Here is a 15,064-nt window from a genome sequence, read left to right on the forward strand (position 1 = left end):
ATGCGAAATAAATTAACAATTGAATAGGATAATAAAATGAGATATAATTTGAAGATGTATAAAAACGGTTAAGGCTGAGCTCTTGTTAACTGTTTAACATATAAAAACGGTTAAGGCTAAGCTCTTGTTAACTGTTTAACATATAAAAACGGTTAAGGCTAAGCTCTTGTTAACTGTTTAACATATAAAAACGGTTAAGGCTAAGCTCTTGTTAACTGTTTAACATATAAAAACGGTTAAGGCTGAGCTCTCGCTGATTGTTTAACATATATCGTCCGTTTCGATTAGAAGAAATAGCACCACGGCTGTGATGTTGTTTAAAAAATGGTAAAAAATGGCGTCGGTCACTAATTAACAATTAAAAAGAAGGAATTGAAAATGTATAAAAAAATACTGATTCTATTTACTATCATGGCGGTTTCTGCTCTTGCGCTTTCAGGGTGCGCTACCACGCGCAATATACAGGGCAGACCTATAATATCTTCTTCCGTTAATAAAATAATTAACGGAGTTACCACAAAAAGGCAGATTCTTGCGATATACGGTCCGCCGCTGGCTATTTCAAAAAATATTCTCAAACCCGGTATTGAAACCTATAAGTACAGATTCAGATATAAAAAATATGTGCATATGGGAGACGAAATACTAACGTCCGCCACAAGAAAATTAACTGAAAAGCTGAATATAACCTTTAAACACGGTATTGTTATCGCTCATAGTTTTACTACCCAAGGCAATATTTCATTAAGAAGAATATTGAAAAAGAAAAATACGTCGGGCGCTCAATCCCAGAATAGCGCTGATAACTATTAACCTGTCAATCTGTTAGTCTATTAACTGTATTCGATATTAACGATAGGTGAGGTTAACCACCTGCGGATAAATCCGTAGGCTTGTAAAAGCAGGTTGATAAAGGAAAAAGGAAAAGGTGTCTGACACCTTTTTCATTAACTGTATGCAATATTAACGATGGTGAGATGAAAGAAAGAAATTGAAGAAGGAAAAGGTGTCTGACACCTTTTCCGAGTAGATAACTTTATATTGCAGGATTAAGGTAACTGAGCGCAATACTGTATTGTATTATAAATAATATGTGCTGCAAATAAATTAACTAAAAAATGAGTCGAAATATTTATGAAAATTAAATTTACAAAATTAGAAGGGGCAGGCAACGATTATATCTACATTGATGCCATTAATGATTTGCCTGAAAATTTGGCTGATAGTTCAAATTTTTACAGGGAGTTGGCTGTTAAAATCAGCGACAGGCATTTCGGAGTCGGTTCAGACGGCGTAATAGCGATACTTCCTCCTGATATTGACAGAAAAAATGCTGATTTTAGAATGAGGATGTTTAATGCCGACGGTTCTGAAGGTGAAATGTGCGGAAACGGCATAAGATGTTTTGCAAAATATGTTTACGACCATAAACTCATTTCAAAAAATCAGATAAAAATAAATACGCTTGCCGGAATTAAAACTGTCAAGGTTTTTACCGGCAGCGGCGCAGACGGTTCTTCAAACGGTGCAGATTTAGTCGAATATGCCGCGGTTGAAATGGGAAAACCTGAATTTGAAAGCGCTAAAATCTCGGTAGATATTGACAAACCGGAAGTAATCGGCGAGATTATTAAAGCCGGAGACTCAGAATTTAAAATTAATTGCGTGTCAATGGGTAATCCGCATTGCGTAATATTTGTAAACGATGTTGATAATTTTAATGTAGGTTATTACGGTCCTCTGATAGAAAATAACACTTTGTTTCCAAAAAGGATAAACGTTGAATTTACCGAGATTATTTCTAATGAATCCGTAAAGGTAAGAACGTGGGAAAGAGGTTCAGGGGAAACACTCGCATGCGGAACAGGCGCATGCGCAGTTTACAGCGTCATTAAAAAGACTATAGGCATAAACGGCGCCGGCGGCATTAACAACAATAGCAGTATCAGCATTAATAGCAGTAATAATAGTGATAGTTGTGCCAATAATGCAGATTCGCTGAATGTGATTTTGCGCGGCGGTGTTTTGCAGATTGCAGGCGATATAAATAAATCTGTATTAATGACAGGACCGGCTAAAGAAGTTTTTTCAGGCTATTATGATTTTGAATTTTAAGACATATCTGCATAATATTATATGTAATATATTGCGCAAAAAGGATAATTACAATAATAAATGTAATAAATCTATCATGAGTAATTTGCATAAGCTGCACATTTTGCGTGATTTTAAAAATAAGATAGCTTTTCTTATAATAGTAAGTGTCGTGCATTTTTTGCTTTCCGCCGTTTTACTGAAACAGGCGTCATCTTATCCTGTTATTTCAACGTTTCGAAATTCCGGCTCTCCGTCAATCTTAGAAAAACTTTCGGCGTATAAATACAGGCTTGGTAAAATTATTAAAAAAAAAGAAAATTATAGAAAAGAAAATTATAGAAAAGAAAATTATAGAAAAGAAAACAAAAAAATCGACGTACTTAAAAAACATCATAGGCACTTAGAGATATTTAAAGAAGGATACAAGTTTTATAGAAACGGAAACTATAAGAAAGCAGCCGGTTTTTTCTGGCTTTATACCGATAAAAAAGGCAAGTTTCTTTACGATTATTCGTTATATTATCAGGGAGTTTGTTTTATGAAAACGCATAATTATCATAAAGCAGATTTTGTTCTTTCTAAATTAGTTCAGGATTATCCGCATTTTATTTTCTATAAAAATGCAATTTTTTATCTTGCCGTTGCTATGTATAAAACAGGCTATTACAATGATGCTGCTTATAATTTCAAGCGGTTACTGAAAATTACGGAGGATAACCGTATAAGACCGTATAGTTATGGAAAAATTGCGGAGATTTATCTGATTAAACATAATTATAAAGAAGCAGAAGCCGCTCTTGCTAAAATTTATGTCAATTATCCATACTATTATAAGACCAACCATGTTTTTAATTTATTAGCGAAAATAAAAAATTTTAAAAAATTCGGCGGAAACGGGTATAGCGTATTTGCTCTGACACATAATCAGAAAGTTAAACGCGCTTTAAATTTATACTATGATTCTTATTTTAAAGAATCTGAGCAGACCATTGCGAATATAAAAGGGAACAGAGCCGAAATAATAAGGCTCAGGGATATGCTTAAGCTTAAAAGCCCCCGATTTTTAAATCAATTGGCAATCTTTAAATCGAATATAAAAACAGAGATAAAGAGATTTAAATCAAAAACAGAGGCTAAACGCGTTAAATATAAATATAAATATAGCGATAATTCTCAAAAAGTTAATCCTCACGGCGAAAATCTTTATAGATATCTTCATGAAATATGCTATCTAAAAGCCGACTATTTTTATTTGAATGCAAATGATAATAATACCGTTAAGTATTTAAATAAAATATTTTATAAGTATGGATATTTAAATAAAAAAGAGACCGATATCTATCAGGATGTGGTATGGCAGAGAATATTAAACAATCTTAAGCGGAATGAGCTTGTCGAAGCTAGAAAAAAATTGCTTCAGTTGATTAAAATATCTCCGAAATCTTCTAATTATCCAAAATATCTTTTCTGGTACGGAATTGATTTAAAAAAATTGGGTTTAACCGCGCATGCAAATTTTTATTTTGAAATGGCAAATGCGGTGGCGCCCCTGTCTTATTACGGAATTATGTCGGGAGTCGAACTTGGTCATGTTTTAAATTTTGAAAAGGCGCATTTAAAATTAAGCCGAAGCCGTTTAGAATTAAGCAAAAGACATCTTAATATAAGCAAAAAGCATTTAAAATCTATGCGCCTGAAGCTGAAGCTGAAGTATTCGGCAGGCAATGCGGATGCCGCAGCCGGTTATAGATTTTATAAATATTTTAGCAATATGCGGTCATATTATGTATTAAAAACTTTTTTAAAATTAAAACTATTTGCTCTTGCACAATATAAATTAAACAGGATTATAAAGTCTCATCAAACAAAAGACAATAAATTCTTTATAATTAAACTTATAAATCTTTTTAGCAGATATAACGATTATAAAGATGCCGCTTCATTGAGCGATTTGTTGATTAAAAGCAAATTTTTAAGCAGGAAATATTTATACTTTTTATATCCGAGACCTTTTTACGGTTATGCCGAAAAATATTCGGAAAGGTATAATGTTCCGGTAAATCTTATATATTCCATTATGAGGCAGGAAAGCCTGTTTGACCCTGTATGTTCTTCCGGCGCCGGAGCCATAGGTCTTATGCAGATAATATCGCCGACCGGCTATTATATAGCAAATAAGGTCGGATGTACCTATTTTAATCCGGATTATTTGTATCAAAGCGGTTTAAATATTAAGTTTGGTTCGTATTATCTCAGCTCTTTACTAAATGAATTCGCAAGGAAAAAGTATCTTGCCATAGCTTCTTATAATGCAGGTCCGGGCGCTGTCAGCTATTGGGAGAATAATAATCTGAGCGACGAGAACAGGCTGCTTTTTATAGAGAATATTCCGTATAATCAGACCAGAAATTATGTTAAAATGGTTCTGAGAAATTACTATGTTTACAATGCGTTATATAAGAAATAAGAAATGAATAATAATTTTTTATATATATAATATGGATATCAGAAAAAGAATTAACGAGTTAACCGATGAAGTTAATTATCATAATTATTTATATTATGTTTTAGAAGACCCTGTTATATCAGATTTTGAATTTGATAAACTTTTAAAGGAATTGTCTATTCTGGAGGAAAAATATCCTGAATATGCAAGAGCAGATTCTCCGACTAAAAGGGTAGGCGGAGAGCCCATTGAGAAATTTTCTCAGATAACCCACCGTATCCCGATGCTTTCATTGGACAATACCTATTCAAAAGAAGACGTAATAGAATTTGACCTGAAGGTTAAAAGGTTTCTGAATCTTCCGGCGGATAAAGACATTGAATACGAATGTGAATTAAAATTTGATGGGCTTGCAATCGAACTCATATACGAAAACGGTTTATTCACCGTCGGCTCTACAAGGGGAGACGGCATAACCGGAGAAGATGTTACCGAAAATCTTAAAACTATAAAAACTATACCGCTAAGATTAATAGATAAAATACAGAAACCGTTGAAATACATTGAAGTCCGAGGCGAAGTTTTAATGGATAAAAAAGCTTTTAAAAAACTTAACGAACAGAGACTGAAAGATAATATGCCGCTGTTTGCGAACCCGCGCAATGCGGCGGCAGGCAGCATCAGGCAGTTAGATTCAAAAATAACCTCTGAAAGAAATTTAGTAATGTTTGCCTACGGTATAGGCGAATATTCTGAAGAACTGAGGTTCTCTACCCAGTTCGAGCTTATGCAGAAACTAAAACTGTTAGGTTTCAACATAAACAAAGAAACTAAAATTGCTAAAAACATAAACGAAGCTCTGGATTATTACGAAGATATAGCCGCCAAAAGAGAATCTTTTTCTTTTGATATAGACGGTGTGGTCATAAAGGTAAACGATATTAAATTTCAGGAAAAATTAGGCGAACTGTCCAAAACTCCAAGATGGGCTACCGCATATAAATTTATTGCAAAACAAGCTACAACGGTTATTAGAGATATTATAGTATCGGTTGGCAGAACAGGCGTTTTAACACCGGTCGCAGTTTTAAATTCTGTAATTATAGGCGGTGTTGAGGTGCAGCGGGCAACCCTTCACAATCAGGACGAAATTGCCAGAAAAAATATTAATATCGGCGATACCGTGTTAGTTGAACGTTCCGGCGATGTTATTCCAGAAGTTGTAAAAGTAGTGAAAAAAGCCGGCGGCGTCGTTAATTTTCAAGATTCTGATTACAAGAACAGCGAAAGCATCGGCGGCAGAGGCAACTATTTTAAAATCCCGAATATCTGTCCGTGCTGCGGTTCTGTGGCGGTAATTGACGGAGCGGCTGTGAGGTGTATAAACGAACTTGCCTGCCCGTGCCAGATAAAAGCGTCCATTGTTCATTTTGCTTCAAAAAGAGCTATGGATATTGAAGGATTAGGGGAAATGCTTGTAGATAAATTTGTGGAAAATAAATTAATAAAGACTGTAGCCGATATTTATTACCTGCATTTTGAAAAGGAAAATATTGAAAAATTGGAGGGCTTCGGTAAAAAATCAATTGAAAATCTGCTGAATTCTATTGAAAAATCTAAAAATATAGCTTATGATAGATTTATATTCGCTCTCGGCATAAGACATGTAGGAGAACATATTGCTTTTCTGCTTATCAAATATTTTAAGGATATAGAAGGCATTAAAAACGCTTCGATTGAAGATTTAAATTCTAAATTTGGAATAGGCGAAGAAATAGCGAAGTCTATTTATAATTTTTTCAGATTAGAATCAAATTTAGATGTAATTAGCAAATTGTTTGCTGCGGGAGTAAATCCGCATACGGTAGTTTCTGAAAAAACAGGACAGTCGGCTGTTTCACCGTTATACGGAAAGCATTTTCTATTTACAGGCACATTGAAAAATTTTAGCAGAGATACTGCCGAAAATGCAATTAAAGAAAAAGGAGCTATTGCCGAAAAGACCGTCAAAAAGAGTTTAGATTATGTTGTAGCAGGCGATGAGCCGGGGTCTAAATATACTAAAGCAGTCAAATTAGGTCTTAAAATCATCGGCGAAGATGACTTTATGAAACTTTTAAATTGAAGAAAGAAGCCTGTCAAACGAAGTACGGCGAAGCTCGTTCGTTCATTGATAGGCAGTTTGCATGGATAATTTATTCAGTATATAATATATATAATATAATAGAGGTATGCCGTTTATGAATAATTTTGCAAGAAATTTGAATTATATTAATCATCAATCTGGTCGTCATCAATCCGACAATCAATCTGAATCAAGTAAAAACCTGCTTGTTGCACCTATTACAGGTTCTATAAATAATTCAAATTTAAGCGCTTTGGAGAGCGCAGATAATTTTAATATTTTTTCTAATAAATCCGATATGGCTGCAAAAATATATTCTGGAATATTAGTCGCTTTCGTATCCGCGCTGTTTTTGATCGTTTTTGCCGTAAAATCTTACGGTTTTTTGACCCCGCGTCTTACAAGCAATATTCCTGTAGGCGCTTTTCCTTACGGCGTCGCTTTTGCCGCAAATTCTAATTATGCTCTTGTTGCCGATTCGGACAGCAATGACGTTTCCGTAGTCAGTATGGCTACAAAAGGCGTGGTTGCCTCAATAAAAGTCGGTTCTCATCCGGCAGGCGTCGCTATCAGTCCGTCTCTGGCGTTTGCATATGTCTGTAATGTCGCTTCGGGAAATATCAGCGTACTGAATATGTCAACATTGACTAAATCTCTAAACATATCCGTCGGCGGCGGTCCTGTCAATGTTGCGTTTACACCGAATTCAAAACTTGCTTTTGCTGCAAATATAGGCAATAATCAGGTAGATGTTATCAATACGGTACAGAATGCCGTAACGAAGAGAATAAACGTAGGTAAATCTCCCTCGGGTATTGCTGTTTCTCCAAACGGGAAAATAGCCGTTGTAACAAATGCCGGAGGTTCTACATTTACTGTTATAGATATATCTTCATTAAATATTATAAGGACAATCCAGACTGGAAAAAATCCTACTTCGGTGGCATTCAGTCCTGCAGATTCGCCTAAACATTATATATATATAGCATCCGGAAAAGGTAACGCTATTTATGTATATAGGCAGAAAAATTTTGCATTTGTAAGAAAATTTAAAACGTTGACAGACCCCTCTTCAGTGGCGGTTACGCCCAACGGTATGATGCTTTTTGCGGTTAATTTTCAAAATAATGCCGTGACTATTTACAATGCCGTTCATTTTAATCATATAAAAACTATAAATCTTCCTAACGGACCCATTGCGGTAGCGGTCTCTCCAGACGGAACAGCCGCTCTGGTAACCATTACTTCTGCTTCAAGCGCCGCTTTCATAAGAATAAAAAAACCTGTAAGGATATATCCGGAAGTGACTGCCGCTTCTCCGGTAGTGCCTTCCGCAACGACATATCCTGCAACTACTTCAACTCAGCAGCCGGCTGCTGCAGTTTCTGCGAAAATTAATTATAGCAGTCAGCCTGCAGTTTCTTCGGAAGCGCCGGCTATTACGGCTCCGCCGTCGAATTATGTTCCTCAGCCTTTCGGCAAAGTTGCTACCGTTTATACCGGTAAAGGTCCGACTGCAGAAGCCATAACGCCTGACGGCAAATATCTTTATGTTATAAACACGCAGAGTTCTACCCTAAGTGTCATAGACGTTGCCAAAGATAAAGTCGTTAAGACGATAAAAGTCGGCGGTTATCCGGATGCCGTAAAAATTTCGCCGAACGGACATTATTGTTTTGTTGTTAATTCAAGTTCAAATACCGTAACCGTAATCTCAACCGGCAGATACTATTAATTTTAATTTTTTAATCCGGTTTAATTATATTAATTAAATTATATTTATATTAATTAAGGGCAGACGCCATTTTTCCATTTGTATTGGTATCTGCCCACTTTTTCATTAGACTATTTAATTAGACTAAGATATTAACCCAACTTCACCGCTTTTATTATTCTAAAATTATAACTCATGGATATTATTTATATTTTATTTTTTATTTTGTAGTCCCCATAGATATTTTTATTACCCCATGAATATAGTAATATCAATGTGCTGCTGATAATTATGGTGAAGTTTGGTTAATTCTGTAATAGAAAATATTTATGCATTTCTTTGCTCGGTTAAGCAAAATATAAGGAAAAGGTGTCAGATTAATTTTTTAGGTTAAGCAAAAGGAAAAGGTGTCAGATTTTATTTTTTTGCATATGGAGTAGCTCAATTAACAAAGAAAATATTTGCAAAAAAATTAATCTGACACCTTTTCCGAGATTTTCATCATAAATTCAAACATAGCGCTCTATGCCCATTTAAATAATATATTCCTTCCAATTTCCGCATGCTTTTCTTTAGCTTTCGGTTTAGCCTTTAGCCTTTGCTTTTTTTAATCTTTAGCCTTTATCTTCTATGTTTTCCGTTTTTATTTAACTAATATTTAAATTATCAGGCAATAATAATTCGTAATCTGATTAAAATCATAAATAATTCATAATGTGATTAAAATCATATTTATCTAAGATAAAATCGTCTAAAATGTATATTAGATGTTATAGCATAGCTGTAATATGCTTAGTTATTCAAAATATGATATGCAATAATTATCATAAAGATTTGCGGCGCAACAGCAGAGATTATAAGTCTAAAATTTCGATTTTATAAGCTAAATTTAGATTGTTCAAATTATATTGAATTATATTAAATTGCTTAGGTTATGCTATATTAAACAGCATTAAATTTTATTAAAAAGGAGAAAATTATCATGTTTTGTTTTCAATGTGAAGAAACTTTAGATTCAACCGGATGCATAAAAAGCGGAGTGTGCGGAAAAACCGGAGAGGTATCAAATCTGCAGGATTTACTGATTTATGACCTGAAAGGCATCGCTTTCTGGATGTCAAGGGCAAAAGCAGCCGGAAAAACGATTGACAGCGAAGATTATCTGTTTCTTTTACAGGGATTGTTTACAACGGTAACTAATGTAAATTTCGACCCTGAAAGAATAGTTGCGCTTATAAATAAATCACTAGAAATAAGAGACAAGTATAGAGTTAAAACGCTCAGCAATATGAATAGGCAAAATAACGATGAAAAAGACAGAACAGGTATTTCAAACAATTTTTCCGATGACGTTTCTTTTTCAGCTGCAATTTCAGCTGCAACGCCTGATTGCGCAGTATGGGAACCGTTAAGCAGGACTATTGAATCGTATAATAGCAAAGCCGAATCGGTCGGCATTAAAAATCCTTCCGATGATTTAGTCTCATTGAGCGAACTCTTAATGTACGGTTTAAAAGGAATGGCGGCTTATGCTTATCACGCTTATGTTTTAAACTATGCAGACAGTTCGATTAATGATTTTATCGTAAAAGCTTTAAACTATCTTGCAGAACAGCAAAAATGGAATGCCGACGGGCTGCTCGGTCTTGTTATGGAATGCGGCGAAAACGGCGTAAAGGTTATGGAATTATTAGATAGAGCAAATACGACGCACTACGGCGAACCTGTTCCGACGAAAGTCCTTAACGGAACTAAAAAAGGGAAATCGATATTAATCAGCGGTCATGATTTATTTGAACTTGAGGAATTGCTGAAACAGACGCAGGGGAAAAACGTTAACGTATATACTCACGGGGAGATGCTTCCGTCGCATGCGTATCCTTATTTTAAACAGTTTAGTAATTTTATCGGCAATTACGGCGGCGCATGGTGGGAGCAGCAGAGGGAGTTCAGCAATTTTAACGGTCCAATCGTTATGACTACAAACTGTATTCAAAAACCTTTAGATAAGTATAAAAATCGTATCTTTACAACAGATATGGTTGCTATGCCCGGTGTCAAGCACATAGATAATCATGATTTTTCTGAAGTTATTAAAGCTGCAGTTGAATCTGAAGATACTCCTGAAGATATAACAGGAGAAATAGACACGGGTTTTGCGCACAATACATTAGTCAGTTCTGCGGAAACTATACTTAATTTAGTTAAGGCGGGGAAGATTAAAAATTTTGTAGTTATGGCAGGATGCGATTCAAGCGACAAGGAAAGAAGCTATTACAGCGACCTGGCAAAAGGTTTGCCCGACGATTCGATAATACTGACCGCCGGCTGCGCAAAATACAGATATAACAGACTGGGTCTCGGCGATATAGAAGGTCTGCCGAGGGTTATAGATGCCGGACAGTGCAATGATTCCTATTCGTTAGTCGTTGCGGCTCTTAAACTCAAAGAGGCTCTGAAATTAAACGATATTAACGAGTTACCTATATTTTACGAAATTGCGTGGTATGAACAGAAAGCTGTTTTAGTACTTCTTGCGCTGCTGTACCTCGGAGTGAAAAACATAAGGCTGGGGTATAAACTGCCGGCTTTTTTGACCCCTAACGTTGTAAATATATTAGTTGAAAAATTTAATATAATGGGCGTGTCAAGCTTGGAGGAAAGCCTCGGTTATATAGGAGCAAACGCTGCAGTCTAATGCAATTTAAGTAATTTGCGTAATGTAATTTAATTATATTTTAATCCCTTTCTTTATTGAAAAATAAGGAAAGGGATTTTTTTTTCGGTAAATAAAATTTGAATATTTGCTGATTTAATATTATAATGTTAAATATTGTTTATTAAAAGCTCATGAAAAGTCTATTGTTCGCTAAATTTGTCAATAATGTCAAATTATAAGGTCAAATAATATTGTTTAAAAGAAATTTATACATTTTTTTTAAAGTATTTCCTTTTATTTTCTATATCCTCATTACCCAAAAAAGATTTATAATATTTGGAAAAAGAAGGGATTTATCCAACGCATATCATGTCAAAGTCGCCAGATGGATGACATCGCTGATAGCTTCGCTTGGACCTACTTTTATAAAATTGGCTCAGGTTATTTCGACAAGAGCGGATTTTTTGCCCCAGCAGTATCTTGCCCAGCTTGCAACGCTGCAGGATGAGGTTCCGCCTGTACCGTTTAAACTGATAAAGCCGATAATCGAAAAAGATTTCGGCAATAAACCGATAAAAGAAATTTTTGAAGAATTTAACGAAGAACCTTTTGCGGCGGCGTCTGTTGCGCAGGTTTACAAAGCCGTTTACAAAGGCAAACAGGTAATAGTAAAAGTTATAAGACCGGATATTGAAAAAAATGTCAGCAGCGATATATATACTCTTAAAAATGTTTTAAATTCTCTGAGGATTTTTTTTCCAGACAATAAATCTTTGCTTTCCATCTCTGTTGTTTTGAAAGAATTTGAAATTACAATTTATGAAGAAATGGATTTACTGCATGAAGTTAAAAATATTAAAGAATTTCAAGAATTTTCAAAAAAATTAAAATGGATAGTAATTCCAAATGTTTATACGGAATTAAATTCCAAAAATGTTTTGGTAATGGATTTTTATAAAGGCGTTAAGATTACGGACTTAGAAAGTCTTAAAAAAAATAATTTAGACCCGAAAGTCGTTTTAGACAGACTTATTGAATTTTACATATATCAATCGCTAATTCAAGGCGTTATCCACGCCGACCCGCATCCGGGCAATATATTGGTTGACGATAAAGGCAGGATAGTGCTGCTTGATTACGGTCTTGTAGTTCATATATCGGATGAAACAAAAGAAAACCTGATTAAAGCCGTACTTGCCGGTATTAAACAGAATATCCCGGGAATTATAGATGCGTATTATGCTCTTGGAATTATAAATAAAGAAGTTTCAAGGCAGCTGCTCGAAAAAGCTGCGGGCAGATTATATCAGGTGTTATCCCAGAAAGATATATCGAGCAGAAAGATACAGGATATTATAAACGATATTATGAAAAGCTTTTACGCTTTTCCGTTTGAACTTCCTCAAAATTTGGTATATATTTTTAAAACTGCGGCTGTTCTCGAAGGAATAGGAACGGCGATAGACCCTTCGTATAATCTGGTAAAAGATATAGTGCCGGTTGCAAAAAAATATATAAGCCATACGCCTTTAGGAAAAAAAACGACTGCATCAGGCATAATTAAGACAGTTTTTAATGAAGTAAAACAGTTTGTTATGGATACAAAAAGGGTAATGCATGCAGCCTATGAAGAAGATTTCAGGGTTAAAATCCATCCTGAAAATATTTCAGGTTTGGAAAACTTTTTAATACATGTAATAAAAAGGCTGACTATGGCGCTAATAGGCGGATTTATCGGGCTTATTGCAGCGTTAATTTTTATTGAAGATAAAAATCCGTATTTACTTGCGGGGGGTTTATTTGCAGCCTTTGCGGTGATATTTGTCGCTGTAAGCATGCCTATAAAAACTACTTACGGTTATTCTACGCTGTTAGATGTTTTCAGGCATAGAAGATAAAAATTTAATTCATTAATCTAATAGATTAATGGGTGTATAAAAAAATATAAAGAAATTCAACTGTAATATCTGCTATAAAAGTTAAGATGTAAAGATTTACCGAAAAAAATAAAATATAAAGAATAAATAAAATATAATATAAAGAATAAAAGTTTAAAAATAGGATATAAAAATTAAAAGTATAAATATAAGGTCTAAAAAAATATAAAAAATAGAAAATATGGACGCAGATAAAATCAATTTTAATTATACGGCTGTGATTCTTGCGGGCGGACTCGGTACAAGGATGCGTTCCGAAATTCCTAAGGGACTGACGCCTATTTTAGAAAAACCGATGATATATTATATCATTGCCGAACTCTTGAGATTAAATGATATGTCAATTTCGGAAGCGTCGTCGGAAGACACTTTATGTCGCCCGTCTATTTTACCTGCTTCGTCCGCTCGGACTGCCGTTATTAAGGCTGAAACAGGAGCGGCAGCGGCAGCGGCATCAGCATCAAAGTCATTCGGCTGCAGGAATATTTTAAATAGAATAATAATTGTTATAGGGCATAAAGGAGAACATATAAAAGATTATATTGAAAGCGAGAGCGCTTTTAAAAATTGCGGAATAACAATAGATTTTGCAATTCAGGATAAATATCTCGGAACAGGCGATGCCGCAAAACAGGCTGCCATATTGATTAAAACTACCGGACATATAAGCGATGCCGGTGTTCAGAATGTTCAGAACGTATTAATTCTTCCGTGCGACACCCCTTTAATCACCAAAAATACTTTATCTAAGCTGATAAAATTTCATGATGATTTTAATGACGATTTAACTGTTCTGTCTTTTAAAACTGAAGATCCATTTTCTTACGGAAGAGTACTGAAAGACGGTGAAAATTTTGTTAAAAAAATCGTTGAACAGCAGGAAATAGACGCCCAGATGAAAAATGAGCACCGCAATGATACAAATATAAAGAAAACAATGGATAACAACAAAGAAAATGCTCAAGCAGAATACTTAAATGATATAAATAATATAAAAAAGATAAATGATACTAAATATACAGATGATATAAATGATGCAAATAATACAAATAATACTGATTATGCAGATGATACAAACAATATAAATAAGCTAAATAATATTAACGATACAAATGATGCAAATTATTTGGATAATATAAGAGAAGTCAACTCCGGTATTTATGCCGTTAGACTAAATCACTTCATAAATTTTATAGATTTAATAGATAATGATAATTCTAAAAAGGAGTATTACTTAACCGATATTGTTTCGATATTTTACAATAACTCATTGAAAGTGCGAAGTTTTATCGGAGCGAATGGCTGCAATCAAGATGAGAATGAACTTATGGGAGTAAATTCTAAAATAGAGATGGTGAAATGCAGCGGTTTAATGCAAAAGCGAATTATAAACAATTTAATAGAAAAAAAGGATGTCAATTTTATTTCGACCGATAATGTATATATCGGGAGCGAAGTTCAAATAGGTAAAGCGGCGACGCTTTATCCGGGATGTTTTTTATCCGGAAATTCTAGAATCGGAGAAAATACGGTTATCGAATGCGGAGCAATAATCAAAGATTCCGTTATAGGCAAAAATTCCGTTATTAAAAGCTATTCTATTATTGAAAATGCCAATGTTGAAGATGAAGCAAGTATTGGACCTTTTGCTCGGTTAAGACCGGGAACCCACATTAAAAATAATGCTAAAATCGGAAATTTTGTAGAAGTTAAAAATTCGGTTATCGGAAAAAATTCTAAAGCATCGCACCTGTCTTATATAGGAGACAGTGAAATAGGCGACGGCGTCAATATAGGGGCAGGGGTCATCACCTGTAATTACGACGGTTTCAAAAAACATAAGACAATAATAAAAAATAACTGTTTCATAGGTTCAGATTCGCAGCTGATAGCTCCTGTTACCGTGGAAAAAGATTCTTACGTCGCTTCGGGCACAACCGTCGTCAAAAATGTCCCTGAAGGCAGTCTTGCTATTTCGAGGGCTGAGCAGATAAATAAGGAAGGCTGGACGCTAAACAGATTAAAGAGATTGAAAAATTCAACAAAAGCGGAAGATTGATGTTTATTAATTTAAATTAAACTTATA

At 34.6% G+C, this 15,064-nt stretch carries 8 protein-coding genes; all 8 read left to right on the top strand.

The window, feature by feature from the left end; all coding sequences use genetic code 11:
* Positions 1-378: 378 nt before the first annotated feature.
* The 8 genes from EVJ46_05190 (at position 379) to EVJ46_05225 (ending at position 15,037) form a co-directional block, all read left to right on the top strand.
* Complete coding sequence (locus tag EVJ46_05190) at positions 379-813, top strand: hypothetical protein (protein ID RZD16421.1); 435 nt, start codon at positions 379-381, stop codon at positions 811-813.
* Positions 814-1,140: 327 nt separating this feature from the next.
* Positions 1,141-2,115: a diaminopimelate epimerase gene (locus EVJ46_05195; protein ID RZD16644.1), complete on the top strand. Its 975-nt coding sequence runs from the start codon at positions 1,141-1,143 to the stop codon at positions 2,113-2,115.
* Complete coding sequence (locus EVJ46_05200) at positions 2,099-4,564, top strand: hypothetical protein (protein ID RZD16422.1); 2,466 nt, start codon at positions 2,099-2,101, stop codon at positions 4,562-4,564. The genes EVJ46_05195 and EVJ46_05200 overlap by 17 nt, the downstream gene beginning before the upstream one ends.
* Before the next feature lie 31 nt (positions 4,565-4,595).
* Positions 4,596-6,668, top strand: a complete 2,073-nt coding sequence (gene ligA / locus EVJ46_05205) for an NAD-dependent DNA ligase LigA (protein ID RZD16423.1) — start codon at positions 4,596-4,598, stop codon at positions 6,666-6,668.
* Positions 6,669-6,774: 106 nt separating this feature from the next.
* Positions 6,775-8,403 (top strand): hypothetical protein, encoded by a 1,629-nt coding sequence (locus EVJ46_05210; protein RZD16424.1) that lies wholly within the window; start codon positions 6,775-6,777, stop codon positions 8,401-8,403.
* A 955-nt stretch (positions 8,404-9,358) separates the two neighbouring features.
* On the top strand, positions 9,359-11,080 hold the full coding sequence (locus EVJ46_05215) for a hydroxylamine reductase (protein ID RZD16425.1): 1,722 nt from the start codon (positions 9,359-9,361) through the stop codon (positions 11,078-11,080).
* A 212-nt stretch (positions 11,081-11,292) separates the two neighbouring features.
* Entirely contained in the window at positions 11,293-12,939 is a 1,647-nt protein-coding gene (locus EVJ46_05220) for an AarF/ABC1/UbiB kinase family protein (protein RZD16426.1), read from the top strand.
* A 220-nt stretch (positions 12,940-13,159) separates the two neighbouring features.
* Positions 13,160-15,037: a bifunctional N-acetylglucosamine-1-phosphate uridyltransferase/glucosamine-1-phosphate acetyltransferase gene (locus EVJ46_05225; protein RZD16427.1), complete on the top strand. Its 1,878-nt coding sequence runs from the start codon at positions 13,160-13,162 to the stop codon at positions 15,035-15,037.
* Positions 15,038-15,064: the final 27 nt, after the last annotated feature.

The sequence above is a fragment of the Candidatus Acididesulfobacter guangdongensis genome, assembly GCA_004195045.1.
Classification (GTDB): Bacteria; SZUA-79; SZUA-79; order Acidulodesulfobacterales; family Acidulodesulfobacteraceae; genus Acididesulfobacter; species Acididesulfobacter guangdongensis.

Excerpts from the sequence above, each read along its gene's own strand:
- EVJ46_05190 (RZD16421.1), top strand. The coding sequence starts at position 379 with ATGTATAAAAAAATACTGATTCTATTTACTATCATGGCGGTTTCTGCT.
- EVJ46_05200 (RZD16422.1), top strand. The coding sequence starts at position 2,099 with ATGATTTTGAATTTTAAGACATATCTGCATAATATTATATGTAATATA.
- ligA (RZD16423.1), top strand. The coding sequence starts at position 4,596 with ATGGATATCAGAAAAAGAATTAACGAGTTAACCGATGAAGTTAATTAT.
- EVJ46_05210 (RZD16424.1), top strand. The coding sequence starts at position 6,775 with ATGCCGTTTATGAATAATTTTGCAAGAAATTTGAATTATATTAATCAT.
- EVJ46_05225 (RZD16427.1), top strand. The coding sequence starts at position 13,160 with ATGGACGCAGATAAAATCAATTTTAATTATACGGCTGTGATTCTTGCG.